Origin of the sequence: Mycobacterium mantenii (assembly GCF_010731775.1) — a bacterium.
GTDB classification, from domain to species: domain Bacteria; phylum Actinomycetota; class Actinomycetes; order Mycobacteriales; family Mycobacteriaceae; genus Mycobacterium; species Mycobacterium mantenii.
The window spans coordinates 1477584-1497385 of record NZ_AP022590.1 but is presented as its reverse complement, the minus strand read 5'-3'; the positions used below and the strand labels follow the sequence as shown (position 1 = coordinate 1497385).

Sequence of the window (19802 nt, the reverse complement as noted above, 5' to 3'; positions counted from 1 at the left end):
CGGCGACGCACAAACCGACGGTGATGGGACGCGAGCTCGTGACCGCTGACGTCGGGACCTCGGGTACGCCCACGGAACCCTATGTCGATGTTCACGAAACCCACACCGGGGTGGTGGTGCTCGCCGGCAAGCGTGCCTACAAGGCGAAGAAGCCGGTGCTGACCGACTTTCTCGACTTCCGGACAACCGAACAGCGCGAACGTGCCTGCCGTCGAGAAGTCGAATTGAACAGCCGGCTTTCTCCGGAAAGCTATTTGGGGATCGCACATCTCACCGATCCGGCCGGCGGGCCCCCCGAGCCGGTCGTCGTGATGCGGCGCTACTTCGACAGTGATCGCTTGGCATTCAGAGTGTGCTACGACCCCGACGAATCCATCTGCCACGTGTTGGACACCATCGCCGCCATGTTGGCCCGATTTCACCGACAGTCCCAGCGGAGCCCGGCCATCGACGCCCAGGGCCAGGTCTGCGCTGTCGACGGACGGTTCAGCGAGAACCTGCAGGAACTGAATCGCTATGCGGACAACCCCGATTCGGGATTCTCCTTCGAGGATCTGGCCCCAATCCAGCGCCTGGCGGTCGATTTCACGTCGGGGCGTGCGCCCTTGTTTACGCATCGGATCGCGGACGGGTGCATCGTCGACGGCCACGGTGATCTGCTTGCCGACGATATTTTCTGCGTGGCAGGCGAACCGGCGCTCCTTGATTGTTTGGAGTTTGATGACAAGCTCCGCTATCTCGACCGCATCGACGACGCCGCTTTCCTGGCGATGGACCTGGAGTTCCTGGGGCGCGCAGACCTTGGAGACTATTTCCTCGATCGCTATGCACTCCATTCGGGTGACACGGCGCCATCGTCACTGCGAGACTTCTACATCGCGTACCGAGCCGTCGTCCGGGCAAAGGTTGATTGCGTACGGCTGTCGCAAGGACACCCGGGGGCTACTGCCGATGCGGCTCGGCACCTGGCGATTGCGACCCGGCACTTGGAGATGGGTAGCGTTCGGATGGCCCTGGTCGGAGGCAATCCGGGAACCGGAAAGTCGACCATCGCGCGAGCTCTCGCCGAGAAAACTGGGGCGCAGATCATCTCCACCGATGACGTACGCCGAGAATTACGGGCGGTGGGTATAGTCACCGGCGATTCCGGCGATCTGGATGCGGGGTTGTATCGTCCCGGCAACGTCAGGACTGTCTATGAGGTCGTCCTGCACCGGGCGCGGGCGCTGTTGGCCAACGGGCAATCGGTCATCCTCGACGGGACCTGGCGCAATCCGCAGGTCCGCGCCCATGCCTATCGCATTGCCCGCGAGACGTTTTCGGCATTGGTAGAAATCAGGTGTTCGGTGAACGCCGATGTGGCGGCGGAACGGATAGAAACGCGCCGGCAGGGCAGTTCCGAGGTCACGCCCGGGATCGCGGCGGCCCTGGCCGAACAGCACAGCGGCTGGGAGACGGCGTACCTGCTGGACACCTCGCAGTCGGTTGAGCACTCCGTCGACCAAGCCCATGATGTCTGGCGCCAAGCGGTCCACGCGCCGGCTCTGCAGAACCGCTGAAATGTTAAGAGAGGCTGGACATGTCATCTGAAACCCTCACCGCCAAGTATGTCTCGGATATTGCGACGCTGCGCCTCGGGGACGCCGAGGAGGCCGGCGGCAAGGGCGCCAACATGGGGGAGTTGGTGGCCGCCGGCCTTCCGGTGCCGCCGGGGTTCGTGTTGATGCGGAGTAGCTACCTGACTTCGATGGAGGCCGGCGGGGTGGATACCGAACTCGCCGCTCTGCACCGCGAAGCGTTGACGCAGGTGGACAGCGCCGCCCGGCTGGCCGAGCTCTGCCAACGAATGCGGACGCTGGTGGCGAAAGCCGGCGTGAGCCGGGACGTCCGCGATCAGTTACTCGAGTCCTACCGCGCCCTGGGACCGAATTGCATTGTGGCTGTGCGCTCGTCGGCGACCGGTGAAGACGGCCGTGATGCATCGTTCGCGGGAATGAACCAGACGGTGACCAACGTGGCAGGGGAAAGCGCCCTGCTCGAGGCGGTAATCACGTGCTGGGCCTCGCTGTTCAGCCCGCGGGTCATCACCTATCGGGCCAGTCGCGGATTCGGGGCCGATCCCGCGATGGCGGTGGTCGTCCAGCAGATGATTGCCTCCGAGCAATCCGGGGTTGCGTTCACCACCGATCCCAGCACGGGGGAGCGGGAGCACATTGTTATCGAAGCCGCTCTCGGACTTGGCGAGGTCGTGGTGTCCGGGAAGGTCCAGCCCGACACCTACGTCGTCGACAAGAAGACCTTGGACGTGCTCGACGTCAAAGTTGGGTACCAGGCTTTCAAGATCGAGCGCGGTCCCGACGGGCACGACGTCATCGTCGAATTAGACCGTGCGCAGGCCGAGGCGCGAGTCCTTGACGACACGGCGTTGCGCCGCATCGCCGAGCTGGCGATTGCCGTTGAGGCGCATCATGGTTGCCCCCAAGACGTCGAATGGGCGATCGCCTCCGGCAAGGCCTGGTTGGTTCAGGCCAGGCCGATCACGACGCTGCACCCGCACGCGGGCGACGGGGAGGAAACCACCGGCGTCCTGGTGCGGGGGCTGCCGGCGGCACCCGGGTCGGCCTCCGGCCGCGTTCGAGTGCTCCGCACTCCGGACGAGGGCAACCGGTTGATCGACAACGAGATTCTGGTGGCCCCGATGACCAATCCGGATTGGCTTCCTGCGATCCGGCGTGCGGCGGCAGTGGTGACCGAGACCGGCGGTATGACCTGCCATGCGGCCATCGTCGCGCGCGAACTCGGAGTTCCCTGTGTGGTGGGCGCCCGCAATGCGACCACCGTTCTGCACGAGGGTCAGTCGGTCACTGTCGATGGCTCGCGCGGGAATGTCACTGCCGGAAGCCTCAGCCCGCAGGTCAGCGTGTCGGCCCCCCGGCAGCCGGTGGTTACCACGAGTGCCATCGAGACAACCGGTACCAAGATCTACGTCAACCTGGCCATCCCCGACGCGGCCGAAGCGGTCGCCGCCCAAGATGTCGACGGCGTCGGCCTACTGCGGGCCGAATTCCTGCTCACCCAGGCGCTTTCCGGCAGACACCCGCGTGACCTCATAGCTCGCGGCGAGCAGTTCGCTCTCGTCGACGCCCTCGCGACATCGATTGGACGAATCGCCTCGGCCTTCGGGAACCGGCCGGTGATATACCGGGCTACGGATTTTCGTAGCAACGAGTTCCGCGGCTTGCAGGGTGGTGAGGCTTACGAACCCGTCGAGAACAACCCGATGATCGGATACCGCGGGTGCTATCGATACGTCAAAGAACGCGACCTGTTCGGTCTGGAGCTTCAGGCGTTGGCACGGGTGCGGGAGCAGAATCCGAACGTGCATCTGATGATTCCCTTCGTACGGACGCGCTGGGAACTGGAGACCTGCCTTTCGCTGGTCGACTTGAGTCCGTTGGGTTCCCAGCGCGGTCTGCATCGGTGGGTGATGGCCGAAGTGCCCTCGGTGACGTACTGGCTACCCGAATACATCGGGCTGGGTGTGGACGGCGTCTCCATCGGCAGTAATGACCTGACCCAGCTGATGCTGGGGGTCGACCGCGATTCCGGGATCTGTGCCGAGCTGTTCGACGAATCCGATGGGGCCGTTCTCGATGCGATCGGCCGCATTGTCGCGACGGCGCGGAAACACGGCATCACGTCGTCGCTGTGCGGCCAGGCGCCCTCGACCAACCCGGCTTTCGCCGAGCACCTGGTCAGGATGGGCATCACCTCGGTGTCGGTCAATCCCGACGCGGTCGGTGCCACCCGGCGGGCGGTCGCGGCCGCCGAACGGCGGTTGCTGTTGGAAGCGGCCGGCAACTGGACCGCGCAGCACCAAAGCCAGGTGTGACCCATGCCGCGGCATTGGCTGGTGATGGACGCCGCGGGGGAAGGGATCACGGCACCCTACGTCACCCGATTGGCTGGTGCCGGCCGTCATTTACCCGAGACGCACCTGACGACCGACGAATTGATGGCCACCACACGCCATCGCACGCACATCGACCTGGAACGGCTGACCGGAATCCGTGAACGCCGGGTCTCCGTGGGCGAGGAAGACTCGTACACCCTTGCCGTCTCGGCGGCGATCGACTGTCTGTCCAGGGCGCAACAGGATCCCGCATCGCTGGACGTGGTGATCAGCTGCAGTATCACGAAATTCCGTGGTGGCCTGACGCAATGGCTCGAGCCCACGATGAGCAGTGTCGTGGCCCATGGCATCGGGGCATCACAGGCGATGACCTTCGACGTATCCAACGCGTGCGCGGGGATGCTCACCGGGGTGACGATTCTGAACAATTGGATTCGGCAGGGAATCGTCGAGCGTGGGCTGGTGGTCAGCGGCGAGTACATCTCGCAGCTGAGCCACAATGCGGCGCGGCACATCCGCAACATCATGAGCAAGGAATTGGCGTGCCTGACTCTGGGTGACGCCGGGGCGGCACTGCTGCTCGAGCGGGCTCCGGCCGGCTCTGCCGGTATCACCCTTGCCGGATTCACCACTGTCGCCGACTACAGCCGGCTGTGCTTGGCGTATCCGCAGGGACACGATCCGGGTGCACGGATGTTCACGAATTCGCGCGCCATCCAGCGGGCCGCGATCGCCGATACGCCGTTGTTGCTTCATGAAGTCCTTGATGCCGTGGGTATTTCGATTCACGAGATCGACCACGTGATCACCCACCAGACCTCGGCGCGGGCGATCCGCAAGGGCATGGCCCGAATGTCGGAGACGTTCGGCGACAGCCCCCGGCACGACGCCGTGATCACCGTCGACCGGTATGGCAACACGGCATCGACGACCCACACGGTGGCATTGGTCGAGGAGCTCGAAGCGGGACGCATCGCGGCGGGGGAGAGGATCGCGCTGCTGGCGCTGGCGTCCGGGCTGGAAATCGGCGTGGTGTTAATTACTTTGGACGAGGATTTGGTGAGCCGCTATGGGCACGATCATTGATCGAGTCGCCACCGCATATCCACGGTGGCTTGGCCGGCACAGCGCGCTGCATCTCGCCGTGGCCGCGGGTAAGGACTGCCTGGAGCGGGCCGGCTGCGACCCCGGTGAACTCGATCTCGTCGTCAACGCCGGGATCTACCGCGACCGAAATCTCGGAGAACCGGCATTGGCGGCGCTGATCCAGGATGACATCGGCGCCAATCCCGAAGATCCGCACACCGGCGCCCACGGCACGTTTTCGTTCGATATCGCCAACGGCGCTTGCGGGGTGCTCACCGCGCTGCAGATCGTCGACGGCTTTTTGCGGTCACGGGCCGTTCGGCTGGCACTCGTCGTCGCCAGCGATGCCGACCCCGGCCACGGAATGAGCGAGCACTTTCCGTTTTCGGCCGCCGGTGCGGCGTTGCTGTGTCGCTGGACCGACGAAGACTACGGTCTGAGCCCGGTGTCCTGGTCGAATGCCGAGGAGCCGACGGGAGACGGTCAGAGCTTCACCGCCACAGTAGGGTTCGCGGATTCCCGCAACGTTCTCCGGTTCGGTCAATCGGGTGACATGGACGAGCGGTTCCTCGTGGCTGCGGTGTCGGCGGTGTGCGCATGCCTCGAAGCCCAATCCACACGGCTGGCCGATGTCGACGTCATTGTCGCGGCGCCCGCACGCCACGAGTACCGAACCTTGTTGAGCGACAGGCTCGGGGTGCCGGTCGACAAAATCATCGTCGCCGACGATCAGAACATGCACACCGCTGCGCTGGCGGCCGCCTTCGGGCAGCGAGCCGAAACGTTACCGGTCGGCGCTCGACTGCTTTTCGTCGTCGCCGGTGCGGGTACCACCGGGGGCGCCGCTCTCTACCGGCAACCGCCATCCGCATTTTCTGAATCGGATGGCACCGCGCGGAAGGTAGCCAAATGGAGCAACTAACTGCCTTGGATGCAGGTTTCCTCGAGGCCGAAGACTCCGATCCGCACGTAAGCCTCGCGGTCGGCGCCGTGTCAATCGCGGAGGGTCCGGCCCCAGGCTACGACGAATTTGTTTCCGTGATCGCCGACCGGATGCCGGCGATCCAGCGATTCAGGCAGGTGCTGCGGACTCATCCGCTCGATCTGCGCCCGCCCGAATGGGTTGACGACCCACATTTCGAGATTTCGCGTCATGTCCATCGTCTCGCGCTTCCGCATCCCGGGGGCGATACTGAACTATTCGAGATGATCGCGACTTTGATGGAGCACCGCCTGGATCGTGAACGGCCACTGTGGGACTGCTGGATCATCGAAGGGCTGAGCGACGACCGGTGGGCGGTACTGACCAAGATTCACCACTGCATCGCTGATGGCATCGCGGCAACGCAGCTGATGGCAAAGTTCGGCGACGATGACACCGGCGACAGTTTCGCGACAGCTATTCACGCTGCTCAGCGGCCGGTCCGGCGCGAGCCGGGTTCGGTGAAACCAAGCCTCAACCCGATGAACTGGGTGAGTGAGATGGGACGAAGTGCCATCGGTGCGGCAACCGCCGCCGAGCACGTGGCCGTGGGTGCGGCCGAACTGGCCGCCAGTCTGCTCATCCCCGGCCCGGAATCGTCACTCAACGGACCGGTAACGACGATGCGCCGGTACAGCGCAGCCCGGGTTCGGTTGGCAGACATGCAGAAGGTGGCCCAGAAATTCAGTGTCACAGTGAACGACGTTGCGCTGGCCGCGATTACCGGCAGTTACCGCACGGTCCTGCTCGCGCGCGGGGAGCAGCCCGGGCGGAATTCCCTGCGCACGCTGGTGCCGGTTTCCGTCCGTCCGATCGACCAGCTCAACGTGGCCGACAACCGGGTCTCGGCCATGTTGCCGCTGCTACCGGTCGACGAGGAGGATCCCCTCAAACAGCTGCGACTGGTGCACGATCGGCTCAAGCATGCCAAAGCGAGCGGTCAAAGCGAAGGTGGCAGTGCCGTGGTTTCGGCACTCCGGCGTGTCCCGTTCGCTTTCTCCGCGTGGACGATTCGATTGCTGATGCGCCTGCCCCAACGTGCGGTGGTCGCCCTGGCCACCAACGTTCCCGGTCCGCGCGGCCAGCAGCGATTGATGGGGCGTCGGGTGTTGGAAATTCTGCCCATTCCTCCCATCGCTCTTCAGCTGCGCACGGGCATTGCGATGGTCAGTTACGCCGATAACTTCGTGTTCGGCATCACCGCCGACTTCGACACCGCGCCCGACATCGGGGCGCTCGCCAGTGGAATCGAGGACGGTGTCGAACGGTTGGTGAGGGCCAGCCGACCGCATCGGCGTAGCCGCGCCGCGAAGCTCGGACCGTCAAAAGCAAAGCCTGCGATGTGAACGGGCGCGCCAGACATCGCGATCCGCTGACCGGGTTCGCTTCTCTCGATGCAAGCCTCGGGCGGCGCATGCCCGGATCGTCGGTTGAGTTTTGAAGTCAGGCATCCGACAGGACGGTAGTATCTGTGCAGCCGCAGGCAAGGAAAGAGGGCCACGCCTGATGACATCGCCGCGCGCCGAACGCTATCTGAGCTCGGCGTTACTCAACAAGAGCTTGCGAGAGCGGCTATGCGACGTCGACGCCATGGTGGATGCGATCACCGACTACGCGATCATCCAACTCGATGCGATCGGTTACGTGATCCGCTGGTGCCCGGGTGCCGAGGTGATGACGGGCTACACGGTGGCGGATGTGCTCGACCAACCCGTCTCGGTGTTGTACACGGAAGAGGACCGCGCCGGCGCGCGGGCCGAATGCGAGTTGGACGCGGCGCGCGACTCAGGACGCATCGAGTTCGACGGCTGGCGAGTGCGCAAGGACGGCCGGCGGTTTCGTGCCGCCGTGGCGTTGGCAGTGCTAAAAGACGACGCGGGTGCCATCACCGGGTTCACCAAAGTGATGCGCGACGTGACCGCCGAGCATCAACGAGCCGAAACGATGTTCCACGCTTTGCTGGAATCGGCCCCGGAGGCCATGGTCATCGTCGGGCCGGACGGGCGCATCATGCTCGCAAACGCCCAAACCGACCAGATGTTCGGCTACCCACGCGAAGACCTGCTGGGCAGGGAGATTGAGATGCTGATCCCGCCCCGGCTACGCGGGGCCCACGAACAGCATCGCGCCGGCTTCTTTGACAAGCCGGGGTCACGGCGCATGGGGGTCGGTCTAGAGCTCTGGGGGCTGCGTCGCGATGGAACCGTGTTCCCTGTCGACGTGAGCCTCAGCCCATTGCAGACCGAGCAGGGCGTCATGGTGTCGGCGGCGATTCGCGACATCACCGAGCAGTTGGCCCTCCAGGCCGAGCTGAGCGAAGCTCGGGCGCAGGCCGAGGTATTCGCCGAGCGGGACCGCATCGCGGGCGACCTGCAAGACCACGCAATTCAGCGCGTCTTCGCCGTCGGTCTCGCGCTTCAGGGCACCATCCCGCGGGCGCGCTCGCCCGAAGTGCAGCAGCGCCTCAACACGGCGGTCGACGATCTCCACGCGGTGGTGCAGGAGTTTCGCACCGCGATCTTCGACCTGCGCCGCAGGGATGCCGATGTCACCGGTCTGCGCCAGCGTTTGGATGAAATGATCAGCCGGCTATCAGACGATTTGGCCACCACCGTGCAGTACAAAGGACCGCTTTCGGTGGTGGAGGGAGCGCTGGCCGAGGATGCAGAAGCCGTCGTCACGGAAGCGATCAACAACGCGGTACGGCACGCGGCGGCGACCAGGCTGACGATCGCCGTCGAGGTCGCTGACGAGCTGTGTATCGAAGTCGTCGACAACGGAAGAGGCTTGTCCCACGACGTCACGGAAGCGGGCCTGATGAAATTGCGCAAGCGTGCCGAATCGGTCGGGGGCACCTTGGACGTCGATCGTGTTCCCGGCGGGGGCACCCGGCTGCGATGGATCGCTCCGCTTGTTCTGATCTAGTGCCGCGTTCTGGGCGGTGTGGCCGAACGGCCCCCGTGTCAGAGGCTTCAGTCCCTATCGGCTGGTCCGGCTGCCGCGATAAATGTTGTAAATACGACGTTTTGCGGTAAGGCGATATCGTCGTGAGAGGAACAGCCACATGGCAACTGGTGTTGCGGCCAAAATAATTGTCCTGCAGACGCACTCGGCTTGGAATGCGGCTCAGCTTCGCGCCCGCGAGCGCGAGGAGGCGATGCGCCGCCATCCATCGTCTTCGGCCGGACCCGATGTGGCTGAAGGCCTCATCGAACAGCCCGCACGCCGGTTTCCAGAAGATGGCGGAAACGAGGACAATCCGCGCCGATGGGCGTTGAGGGTCCTCAGGTGATTGTCGTCGGAACGAATTCCGCGTAAATAGCGCACTGGTCATACAGGATGTCGCATCTGTATGGTGCTCGTAGGCGCCTATCGGGCACCCTACGACAGGAGAACTGCAGTGGCGGAACGATTGGCGGGAAAGGTCGCCTTAATCAGTGGCGGTGCCCGGGGGATGGGTGCATCGCACGTGCGATCGCTGGTCGCCGAGGGAGCCAAGGTGGTCTTCGGTGACATCCTCGACGACGAGGGCAAGGCGGTAGCGGCGGAGGTCGGTGACGCGGTCCGCTATCTGCACCTCGACGTGACCAAGCCCGAGGATTGGGATGCCGCGGTGACCACCGCCCTGGGCGAGTTCGGCCACCTCGACGTGTTGGTCAACAACGCCGGCATCATCAACATCGGCACGCTGGAGGATTACGCGCTCTCGGAGTGGCAGCGCATTCTCGACATCAATTTGACGGGCGTGTTTCTCGGCATCCGGGCGGTGGTCAAGCCAATGAAGGAAGCGGGCCGCGGATCGATCATCAACATCTCCTCGATCGAGGGCATGGCCGGCACCATCGCCTGCCACGGGTACACGGCAACGAAATTCGCGGTGCGGGGTCTCACCAAGTCGGCCGCACTGGAACTTGGACCAAGCGGAATCCGGGTCAACTCAATCCATCCCGGGCTCATCAAGACCCCGATGACGGATTGGGTTCCCGACGACATCTTCCAGACGGCGCTGGGCCGGGCCGCCCAACCCGTGGAGGTGTCCCATCTCGTCGTCTACCTGGCCAGTGACGAGTCCAGCTACTCCACCGGCTCGGAGTTCGTCGTCGACGGCGGCACCACCGCCGGCCTGGGGCACAAGGACTTCTCCAACGTCGAGACCGACGCGCAGCCGGACTGGGTTACCTAAGTTCCGTCTCGTGTCGCGAGACTGTAACTGGCAACGTGTTCCGCGAATGGTGCCGTCGGCAGTTACAGTTTCGCGGCGAGACTATCGGGCATCAGCAAACGATTCGCGGTCCTTGGCCGGTTGCGGCCAGGGCGAGGGAACCGGGCGCTGCCTCACCCGTTGGGGCCACCAGAACCACTTGCCCAGCAGCGCGGCGATGGACGGTGTCATCAGCGACCGCACGATCAGGGTGTCGAACAGCAGACCGAGTCCGATCGTGGTACCCACCTGGCCGATGACCGTCAGCTCGCTGACCGCCATCGTCATCATCGTGAAGGCGAACACCAGCCCCGCCGAGGTCACCACCGAGCCGGTGCCGCCCATCGACCGGATGATGCCCGTGTTCAGGCCGGCGTGGATCTCTTCCTTGAACCGCGCCACCAGCAGCAGGTTGTAGTCGGCGCCGACGGCCAGCAGGATGATCACCGACATCGCGAGCACCATCCAGTGCAGCTCGATGCCGATGAGGTGCTGCCAGATCAGAACCGAAAGCCCGAAGGACGCGCCCAGCGAGAGCAAGACGGTTCCCACGATGACCGCCGATGCCACCACACCTCGCGTGATGATCAGCATGATGATGAAAATCAGGCACAGTGATGCGATCCCGGCGATCAACAGGTCGTAGGTGTTGCCGTCGCTGAGGTCTTTGTAGATCGACGCGGTACCCGCGAGATAAATCTTCGAGCCCTCCAGCGGCGTGCCCTTCAGCGCCTCGTAGGCGGCCTTCTTGATCGCAGGGATGTGCGAAATGCCTTCCTGCGACATCGGATCGCCGTCATGGCTGATGATGAAGCGCACGGCATGCCCGTCGGGGGAGATGAAGTTCTTCATGCCCTTCTTGAACTCGGCATTGTTGAACGTCTCCGGGGGCAGGTAGAACGAGTCGTCGTTCTTGGAGGCGTCGAACGCCTTACCCATGGCGTTGGAGTTCTTCTGCGCCTCGTTCTGCTGATCCTGCAGACCCTTCTGGGTCGAATACATGGTCAGCATCGTCGTTTTCATGGCCTTCATGTTGGCGATCATGGAGGGCATCAGCGCCACCATCTGGGGCATCAGGGTGTCGAGATGATCCATGATGGGCAGCAGGCTCTGGATGTCATCGGTCATCGTGTCGATGCCGTCGAGACCGTCGAAGACCGAGCGAAGCGACCAGCACACCGGGATGTCGTAGCAGTGCTTTTCCCAGTAGAGGTAGCTACGGATCGGGCGGAAGAAGTCCTCGAAATCCGCCATGTGGTCGCGCAATTCGTTGATGTCGATGGTCATGTCATGCATCTTCTTGACCATTTGGTGCATGTCGTTCGACATTTGCACGGTGATGCTGGACATCTTTTCCATGCTGTCAATGGTCGTCTGCATCATGTCGGCCTGGTGGAGCATGTCCGCCATCTGATCTTCTTGGTACTTCTGGTTCATCTGCTGGGTGACGCCCTGCATGCTGATCTGGAACGGGATCGAGGTGTGTTCGATCGGCGTGCCCTGCGGGCGGGTGATGGCCTGCACGCGAGCGATTCCCGGCACCCGGAAGACCGTCTTGGCAATCTTGTCGATGACCAGGAAGTCCGCCGAGTTCCGCAGGTCGTGATCGCTCTCAATCATCAGCACTTCGGGATTCATCCGCGCCTGCGAGAAGTGCCGGTCCGCGGCCGCGTAACCCTCGTTCGCGGGCAGGTCCGCGGGTAGGTAGTTGCGGTCGTTGTAGTTGGTGCGGTAGCCGGGCAGGGTCAGCAAGCCGACCAGCGCCACCCCGATCGTCATCACCAGGATCGGGCCGGGCCAGCGGACGACGAGCGCGCCGATCTTGCGCCACCCGCGAATCCTTTGCGTCCGTTTGGGTTCCAGAGTCTTACCGAACCGCGTCGCCACCGAGATGACCGCCGGACCCAGCGTCAAGGCCGCCGCGACCACGACCACCATGCCGATGGCCAACGGGATGCCCAGCGTCTGGAAATACGGCAGGTTGGTGAAGTGCAGGCAGAAGGTCGCGCCGGCGATGGTCAGACCCGACCCCAGCACCACATGCGCGGTGCCCTTGTACATGGTGTAGTACGCCTCTTCCCGGGATTCGCCGACAGCCCGGGCCTCCTGATATCGACCGATCAAAAAGATCGCGTAGTCGGTGGCGGCCGCGATTCCTAACGTGACCAACAGGTTCGTGGCGAACGTCGAAAGCCCAATGAGGTTGAAGTAGCCCAGGAATGCGACCATGCCTCGTGCGGCGGACAGCTCGAGAACCACCATCACCAGCGTCAGCAACACGGTGACGATGGACCGATAGACCAACAGCAGCATGCCGATGATCACGGTGAACGTGGCCGCCGTGATGAGCTGCAGGCTGCGGTCGCCGGCCTCGTGCTGGTCGGCCGACAACGCCGCGGGGCCGGTGACGTAGACCTTGACGCCCTTGGGCGTCGGCACACTCTTGACGATCTTCTGGACGGATTCCACCGACTCGTTGGCCAGGGCCTCACCCTGGTTACCGGCCAGGTAAACCTGGACGTAGGCGGCCTTGCCGTCGTTGCTCTGGGCCCCCGCCCCGGTCAGTGGATCGCTCCACATATCCTGAACGTGCTCAACATGTTTGGTGTCGGCGTCGAGCTTCTTGACGATCTGGTCGTAGTAGGCGTGCGCGTCGGCTCCGAGGGGATTCTGGCCCTCGAGGACGATCATGACCGAGCTGTTCGACTTGTACTCGTTGAATATCGCGCCCATGCGCTTGGTGGCGACCACCGATTGCGCGTCGTCGGGTGCCATCGACACCGAACGCATCTTGCCGACTTCGTCCAGCTGGGGGACGACGACGTTGAGCACCGCGATGAGCGCGACCCAGCCCACGATGATCGGCACGGCCAACGTGCGGATGATCCGGGGGATCTTGTCATGCACGGGTTCTTTGACGACGGGGATGGCGTCGGTGCGGGTGTCGTCGACTGTTGTGCTCATGCGGATTTCACCAAGCAGAAGGTCAGGGCGTGCACGCCGTGGGTGATGTTCTCGGCCTTGACTTCGTCATCGATGGTGATGCGGCAACCGAGGGAACTGCCGTCGCTCTGGGCCGAAAGGTTCGGGAAGACCGAGGGGGCGGTGGTGCTGAGGACCAGCGTCCACGGCAGCGGCGCGCCGTCGACCCGCCGCGGATCGGCGGACAGGTCCAAGTAGTTCACGTTCGCCTGGTCGGCCGAGCCAAAGACTTCGTATTTGACGACCTTGGGCTTGAACGGCTTCGAATCATCGAGCCGCGGGCTGGTCATGATGCCGGTGTCGTGGGCGCCGAAGAAGGATTTGACCCGGACGACCGCAAAGCCGCCGACCACCAGGACCGCCACGATCAACAGCGGCAGCCAGGCGTTGCGCACGAGTCTCGATATCTGCACCTAGGTGGTCCCTTCCCCATCACGCGGTCGTGACGTGGATCAGCGTTCGCGCGACCGAGGCTGGGCAGGTGTGTGCCCACAAGTCGCATTGCTCAACAACGAATTACGTCGATTGCTACGGTTCGCGCAGGAGCGTCAAGCGCGGTGAATGCTGCCCACCCACACCGGCCGACCTCCCCGGCACCGACACCCGGCTCGCCTTGTTGCTGAAGCCTCCCCGGGTACCGCCACCAGCGCATAGTACATGATGTGCATATCTTGCAGTGCATGCAACATTTGCTACTGGTGTTTCAGATCACTTTGTGAAGATGCTGTTCACCAGCGCGGCAGCCCGCTCAACATAGGGCATCGGCGTGTCGGCGGTTTCAGTTGCTTCGCCGCGGGCCCACTTCTCAATGCCGGAACGTACCGCCGTCAGCGCCAGCGCAGAGATCAGCGCCGCCATCTCATCGTCCGGCTCCATCGCCTGGCGGCGCACGATGATGTCGGTCAACTGGTTTTGGAACCTTTCCAAGTCGGCGAGGAACGCCGCCAACACGGCGGGAGAAGTTTTTGCGAGCTCCAGCATGTGCGCCGCGTGTTCGCGTCGGGGCGGCACGTCGCGCAGGTGGTGGGCGGCCAACGTGATCAGCTCCGCCAGCACTACCGAATAGGGGGCCGGACCTGCGGCGACAAAGTCCTCCACCAGCTCCGGGGGGATGTCCGAGGGGCCGTAGGCGATGGCGGATTCTTTGTTCGGGAAGTAGTTGAAGAACGTGCGCGTGGCGATTCCGGCTTCGGCGCAGATCTCGTCGACGGTGACCTTGTCGAATCCGCGTTTCAGCGTGAGGCGCACCGCAGCGTCGCGGATGTCGGCGCTCGTCTGGCGGCGACGGCGCTCGCGGAGCCCTACGGGATTGGCCATACCCATATGGTTGCACGCTGTGCACACTTTGCAGTCAAACAGGTGCGCTCCCGAGTTCGTTGGCCTAGCGCGTTAAGGCGGGTAGCAAAGATTGGCCGATCGGGCAGGGGCTGGGGCGATGTGCCCCAAGGAACCGCGCGTCGGTATGACCGGTTGTCGGGCAACAGAATGAACTACACGCCGCGAATGGGCGTTGGGATGATGGCAGTCATCCACTGGGCGCAAGCGCGCCGCGCAAATACTCGCATTGGCTTTCGAAGAACCTCGTCGAGATCGGCGCCTTGTCCGCGATCTGATCGAACGCATGGAACGCGCCCGGAACGATCTCCTCCTGGACCGGGACACCGGCGTCGCGCAAGCGTTGTGCGTATTCCTGGCTCTCCTGATAGAAGAGGTCGAGCGTGCCGACCCCGATCCAGGCGGGCGGCAGGCCGGACAAATCCGTTCGGCGTGCCGGCGCCGCCTCTTCGGGATCGGCGCCGTTGAGGTACCACTGCCAGGCCAGTTGATTGTCGGACTCCGTCCACATGATGCGCCTCGGGCCGTTGCGCTCGGCGCCGGTGCGATCGTCGAGCATCGGGTAGACGAGCATCTGGAACGCGATCTGGACGTCGTTGCGGTCGTGGGCCCGCTGGGCCACCGCGGCCGCGAAATTTCCACCCGCACTGGCCCCGCCGACGGCGACCCGATCCGGATCAACCCACGGCTGGCGGGCCAGCCACAGCAGGGCTGCGTAACAATCCTCGACCGGTGTCGGGTAGGGGTGCTCGGGTGCCAACCGGTGTTCCACCGCGGCAATCGCAAACCCGGTGCGGCGCGACAGCTTCCGCAGGAACTTATCGTCCTGGGCCGCGTGGCCCATGATGGTTCCGCCGCCATGGACCCACAGCAGTGCGGGTGCGCGCTCGGGAAGCCCGGGCGGACGATGCAGCCGGACCGCGACGTGCGCGTTGACGGCGGCGACGGGCACGGTGCGGATGCGTCCGGCATTGCCCATAAGATTCATCACTGCGCGCTGAAACTTCAGACCGTGGTGCAACGCGTATCCGCGAGGAACGAATCGCGCCACCTTGCGGAGGCCGGGATCCAACGCCTGCGGGGACGTGAAGGCGTTGTCGGGGAGCCTGTTTGCCATCGAATGCCCTCTGTTCCCTCTCACCGACAGACATCGCTGACCATACAGGAACGGAGTTAGTGTCCAAGGCAGCTTATTGCGCCCCATTGTCGTCGTCGTTGAGTGTGCGCACCGCGTGATCGAACATGGTCTCTTTTATCGCAGCCAGCGTGCCCGGATCTTTGCCCCGCAGTGGGCGCAGCACGTCGAGGGCGGTGTCGTTGACCGCACCCTCGGCACAGGTCGCGTCGACGATGCCGAAGTGCTCTGCATCGGGACCGCTGAAGCGTCGGCCGGTGGTCATCGAGGCGACCGCCGCGCGAGGGGTGAGTTTGGCTTGGATGAGCGCGGCCATGCCGGGGTTGAACGGTATGCGGATGTCTACTTCGGGAAAACAGAAATACCCACGGTCGGCGCGCATCACGCGAAAGTCATGCGCGATGGCCAGCATCGCTCCGGCCCCGAACGCGTGACCCACCACTGCGGCCGCGGTGGGCAGGGGTAGGGTCAGCATGCGCGCCAGCAGCCGGTGCACCCGGCCGATGTACCACTGCGCCCGGTCGGTATTGGCGCTGAGCCAGTCCAGGTCCAGTCCGTTGGAGTAGAACTTTCCGGCGGCGGTTGTGATCAGTCCCTGGGCGCCGGCTGAGACGGCTTGATCTAGTGCATCATCGATGTCATCCAGAAATGTTGGAGAGAATCGGTTCTCGTCTTCACCCAGATGAACGATGGCGATTTTGTCTGCGTAGTCCAATGTCACTGTCATGGTGTTTCCTCTTGAGTTGCGCTGATAGATGGAAAGATTCGTCATCCGCGTTGCTGCCGCGGCGGAGGGGGACCTACCGCCAGCACCGCGCGCACGGCCGCGTGCAGCTGCGCGCGTGCGGTGGCACCTTCGAGCCGGTCCTGGCGCAGCAGCAGCGCGGTCGGCAGGTCGACGACGCAGCAGGTTATCGCATCTACCGCTGCCGCGTCCTTGCGGTCCCACATCGCGATGGCAAGCCGCACCATCAACGCGACGAGATGCTTGTCGAGGCGTCGCAGCTCGTCGGCAACGTCGTCGGGCACATCGTCGGCGAGCACTTGCTTGCGGGGCACCCGCAACACCAACGTCGATGAGCCGGGGTACTGCTCGGTGAACACCACCGCCGCATCGGCAGCGGCCACCACGGCCTCGATGGGGCCGCCCTGGTCACCCCTGGCCACCACTTCGTCGACCAGCGAAGTCTGCACCGACAAGAATCGTTTACCCGCCCGCAGCCAGGCCTGGCCCATCAGCCCGCCCCGTGATGTAAACGTGTGGTACACAGCGCCGTTGGACACACCCACCGCCGCACCGATCGCTCGGATGGTCACCGCGGTTGGGCCGGACCGCGCGACCAGGTCCTCGACGGCGTCGAGGACGACGTCGGGATCGTGCATACGCGGGCGGGGCATGCGGTCACTATAACAGAGCACATGCTCTAATAACCGTCGGCGTCTCCACGTTCGAGGATGCCGGGGCCGACGGCCAGGATCAGAACGTACTGTTGCGCCGGTTAGCATCGGATGTCCGGATGTCGACGCGGAGGGTGAGGCTTGGCTGCGATACCCGTCATCGCGCTCACCGGTCACCTCGGAGCCGGTAAGACGACGCTGCTCAACCACCTGCTACGTCACCCTGGCACCCGAATCGGAGTGGTGGTCAACGACTTCGGCGACATCAACATCGACGCCGGCCTGGTGGCCGGCCAGGTCGACGAGCCCGCCTCGATCGCCGGAGGATGCATCTGTTGCCTACCCGACGGCGGAGAGCTCGACGACGCACTCATCAAGCTCGCCGATCCAGCTCGGCGCCTCGATGCCATCGTCGTCGAGGCCAGCGGTCTGGCCGACCCGGTGGCCATCGCGCGGCTCATTGGCTTCAGTGAGATCCGCGGTGTCCGACCGGGCGGCCTTGTCGACGTCGTCGACGCCGTGAACCACTTCGACACCGTCGACTGCGGCACACTGCCCCCGGTGCGCTACGGTGCGGCGTCGCTGATCGTCGTCAATAAGCTTGACCAGGTGCCTGAGCGGGAGCGGGCGGCGGTGGTGCAACGCGTCACACAGCGCGCGGCGCAACGTAACCCGTGCATACATGTCGTGGGCACGACGGGTGGCCGGATAGCCCCAGAGCTACTCTTCGACGCGTCCGCCACCTCCATCCAGGTTGGACAGCTCTCGTTTCTGGATCTGGTGCCCGAGCACGACCATGACCGCGTCCATGTCGATGCCGTCACCGTCAGCAGCTCTGGCTGCGTCGACCCCGACGCCCTGCTCGACCTCTTGGAAAATCCACCGCCGCGGGTGTTCAGGCTCAAAGGCCTCGTGGCGGTGCGCCACCGCACGGCCGTCCACGGCTACGTCGTCAACTTGGTGGGTAACGCAATCCACATCGGGACTGCGCCGCGGGGCGCAATAACCAACTGCCTGGTGGCGATCGGGATGGATCTCGACGTCGAGGCTGTCCGCGCGGGAGTCGACAGCGCGCTGCAGCCCGCCTCGGGGCGGGCGTCGGCGCAGGCCCTGCGGCGGCTTGACCGGTACCGGCGCCTGAGCGCGTGAGCAACGATCCGGCAAGATACGTGGTGATGTCATCTTCGCTGGGCGACGTGCTCGCCACGTTAGAGCTCGAGAGGGTGGACGGGTGGCTCTTCGTCGGGCAGCAGCTACCGGCGCCCGCCAACCACATCCTCGGCGGCCATATCTCGGCTCAGGCTTTGTTGGCAGCAAGCCACACCGCGCCGGGTCGCGTGCCGCACAGTGTCCACACCTATTTCCTGCGGCCGGGCGATTCGCGTCGGCCGGTGGAATTCGAGGTTGTCGATCTTCAAGAGGGCCGGACGTTCTCGGCGCGTCGGGTCACTGCGCGCCAAGACGGCAAAATCCTGATGGAAGCAATGTCCTCGTTCAAAGCCGAAGATTCCGCACCCGCCCAGGTCGTCTACCAACCGTCCATGCCCGAGGCGTCCAGCCCGGAGTCCCTACCGTGGGTCGCACCGCACCTGGCGGAGTCCGACGAGACCGCCAGGGGACGGTGGGCGAGCCTGCGCTGGTTTGAGCGACGGATCATCGACACCGCGGTCGCTCCACCCGCGCGGGCGCGAATGTGGTGGCGACCCGACGGGCAGGTGCCCGATGATCCGGTGCTGACCGCCAGCCTGGTGGCCTATCTGTCCGCGGTGACGTTGACCGAGCCGGCATACGCGGCGCGCGAGGGTGCCGTGGAGTCAGCGCAGCGTGATCATTCGGTGTAGTTCCACGCTCCGGCGGCGTTGTCGGATTGGCTTCTCTACGACCGGTCGTCGCCAAGTAGCGCGGGTTCGCTAGCGCTGGCGAGTGGGACGATGTTCAACCGCGACGGCAGGCTGGTGTGCACGGTAAAACAAGAGATGTACTTTCCGCCTCGCACGGCGTGAAACTCTCATCGATTGTTGGTCAATAATGCTGCGCTGCAGGAATATTCGTCACAGTGACGTATTGCCGGCGATGGGCGGGGGACGGGAAAGGGGGAGTCCGCGGGCCGGTTTGGTCGCGACATCCGGGCGCCCCGCGTCGTCGCACTCGTGTGGCCGGCCCGCGGTCACTTAGTTGCCGGTGCCGGATGCTTCGACGCCGACTGTGACGAACGTCAACCGGCGAGAGTGACGTGGGTCATAGCTCGACCGCCCTCAATTAGGTCATCCTGACCGTTCGTTTGCATATCTAATGGCTGGGAGCGCGATGGCCGACCTCGACTTTGCTTATGACCTGACCCTCGACGAGGCGCGCAGACGCAGCGCAATGCTCGAAGCGATTGGTGACGACTGGGACCCCATCGCCGTGCTGCGCGAGGAAGAGAAGGCCTACGACATGCTGTACTCGAACCTGGACGAGGAGCAGCAACGGGTCTACGACGAGTTGGTCCACGCCGGCGTGCTGCCCGAACGGACGATCGCTCGTGCTACCGATTGATCCGACCGCCGACCGCGGCCGCCGCGCATGGTTGCCGTGCCCGTCCTGCGATCACGGCGCCACATGCGGTGAGTGCCGCAGCAGCCGAAATTGTGACACGCACTGGCAGTATCTGCTGAGCAACAGGGGCACGCTGGTGCACCTGCAGTGCTCGGATTGTGGCCATCTCTGGTCGACCGACACGCATCGCCGCACCCGCCCCAAGCGGTGGAGCCACAAGCTGAACTGACAC

15 protein-coding genes and 1 pseudogene are annotated in these 19802 nt (G+C 64.3%); 10 read left to right on the top strand and 6 right to left on the bottom strand.

The window, feature by feature from the left end:
• Positions 1 to 38: 38 nt before the first annotated feature.
• The 7 genes from G6N50_RS06840 to G6N50_RS06810 all read left to right on the top strand — a co-directional run bounded on the left by G6N50_RS06840 (position 39) and on the right by G6N50_RS06810 (position 10164).
• Positions 39 to 1559, top strand: coding sequence for a bifunctional aminoglycoside phosphotransferase/ATP-binding protein (locus G6N50_RS06840; RefSeq protein ID WP_232068898.1), 1521 nt, complete (start codon positions 39 to 41; stop codon positions 1557 to 1559).
• Between the two features lie 20 nt (positions 1560 to 1579).
• On the top strand, positions 1580 to 3892 hold the full coding sequence (gene ppsA / locus G6N50_RS06835; protein ID WP_083092387.1) for a phosphoenolpyruvate synthase: 2313 nt from the start codon (positions 1580 to 1582) through the stop codon (positions 3890 to 3892).
• Between the two features lie 3 nt (positions 3893 to 3895).
• A complete protein-coding gene (locus G6N50_RS06830; RefSeq protein ID WP_083092389.1) occupies positions 3896 to 4999 on the top strand; it encodes a 3-oxoacyl-ACP synthase III family protein in 1104 nt (367 codons plus the stop codon).
• On the top strand, positions 4983 to 5921 hold the full coding sequence (locus tag G6N50_RS06825) for a beta-ketoacyl-[acyl-carrier-protein] synthase family protein (protein ID WP_083092391.1): 939 nt from the start codon (positions 4983 to 4985) through the stop codon (positions 5919 to 5921). Before G6N50_RS06830 ends, G6N50_RS06825 begins: the two co-directional genes overlap by 17 nt.
• Positions 5909 to 7327 (top strand): WS/DGAT/MGAT family O-acyltransferase, encoded by a 1419-nt coding sequence (locus G6N50_RS06820; RefSeq protein ID WP_083092393.1) that lies wholly within the window; start codon positions 5909 to 5911, stop codon positions 7325 to 7327. The genes G6N50_RS06825 and G6N50_RS06820 overlap by 13 nt, the downstream gene beginning before the upstream one ends.
• Positions 7328 to 7418: 91 nt before the next feature.
• Complete coding sequence (locus tag G6N50_RS06815; RefSeq protein WP_232068897.1) at positions 7419 to 8906, top strand: PAS domain-containing sensor histidine kinase; 1488 nt, start codon at positions 7419 to 7421, stop codon at positions 8904 to 8906.
• Between the two features lie 475 nt (positions 8907 to 9381).
• The gene (locus G6N50_RS06810) at positions 9382 to 10164 is read left to right on the top strand and encodes an SDR family oxidoreductase (protein WP_083092397.1); all 783 of its coding nucleotides are present in this window, start codon (positions 9382 to 9384) and stop codon (positions 10162 to 10164) included.
• 81 nt (positions 10165 to 10245) lie between these two features.
• On the opposite strand, the gene G6N50_RS06805 is transcribed toward G6N50_RS06810, so the two are convergent.
• The 6 genes from G6N50_RS06805 to G6N50_RS06780 all read right to left on the bottom strand — a co-directional run bounded on the left by G6N50_RS06805 (position 10246) and on the right by G6N50_RS06780 (position 17032).
• Positions 10246 to 13146, bottom strand: a complete 2901-nt coding sequence (locus G6N50_RS06805; RefSeq protein ID WP_083092399.1) for an MMPL/RND family transporter — start codon at positions 13144 to 13146, stop codon at positions 10246 to 10248.
• Positions 13143 to 13577, bottom strand: coding sequence for an MmpS family transport accessory protein (locus G6N50_RS06800; protein ID WP_179970097.1), 435 nt, complete (start codon positions 13575 to 13577; stop codon positions 13143 to 13145). Before G6N50_RS06800 ends, G6N50_RS06805 begins: the two co-directional genes overlap by 4 nt.
• Before the next feature lie 295 nt (positions 13578 to 13872).
• Complete coding sequence (locus G6N50_RS06795; protein WP_083092403.1) at positions 13873 to 14481, bottom strand: TetR family transcriptional regulator; 609 nt, start codon at positions 14479 to 14481, stop codon at positions 13873 to 13875.
• A 208-nt stretch (positions 14482 to 14689) separates the two neighbouring features.
• Entirely contained in the window at positions 14690 to 15616 is a 927-nt protein-coding gene (locus G6N50_RS06790; RefSeq protein ID WP_083092405.1) for an alpha/beta hydrolase, read from the bottom strand.
• Between the two features lie 73 nt (positions 15617 to 15689).
• A complete protein-coding gene (locus tag G6N50_RS06785) occupies positions 15690 to 16361 on the bottom strand; it encodes an enoyl-CoA hydratase-related protein (protein WP_083092407.1) in 672 nt (223 codons plus the stop codon).
• 41 nt (positions 16362 to 16402) lie between these two features.
• Positions 16403 to 17032, bottom strand: a complete 630-nt coding sequence (locus tag G6N50_RS06780; protein WP_083092410.1) for a TetR/AcrR family transcriptional regulator — start codon at positions 17030 to 17032, stop codon at positions 16403 to 16405.
• Positions 17033 to 17173: 141 nt separating this feature from the next.
• Between G6N50_RS06780 and G6N50_RS06775 the strand changes: the two genes are divergently transcribed.
• From G6N50_RS06775 to G6N50_RS06765, 3 genes and pseudogenes are all read left to right on the top strand, one after another.
• The gene (locus G6N50_RS06775) at positions 17174 to 18181 is read left to right on the top strand and encodes a CobW family GTP-binding protein (protein ID WP_083092412.1); all 1008 of its coding nucleotides are present in this window, start codon (positions 17174 to 17176) and stop codon (positions 18179 to 18181) included.
• A gap of 26 nt (positions 18182 to 18207) precedes the next feature.
• A pseudogene (locus tag G6N50_RS06770) lies at positions 18208 to 19035 on the top strand (acyl-CoA thioesterase).
• A 304-nt stretch (positions 19036 to 19339) separates the two neighbouring features.
• Positions 19340 to 19570 carry a DUF6400 family protein gene (locus G6N50_RS06765; protein ID WP_169926933.1) on the top strand — a complete coding sequence of 77 codons (231 nt, stop codon included), beginning with the start codon at positions 19340 to 19342 and terminating at the stop codon, positions 19568 to 19570.
• Positions 19571 to 19802: the final 232 nt, after the last annotated feature.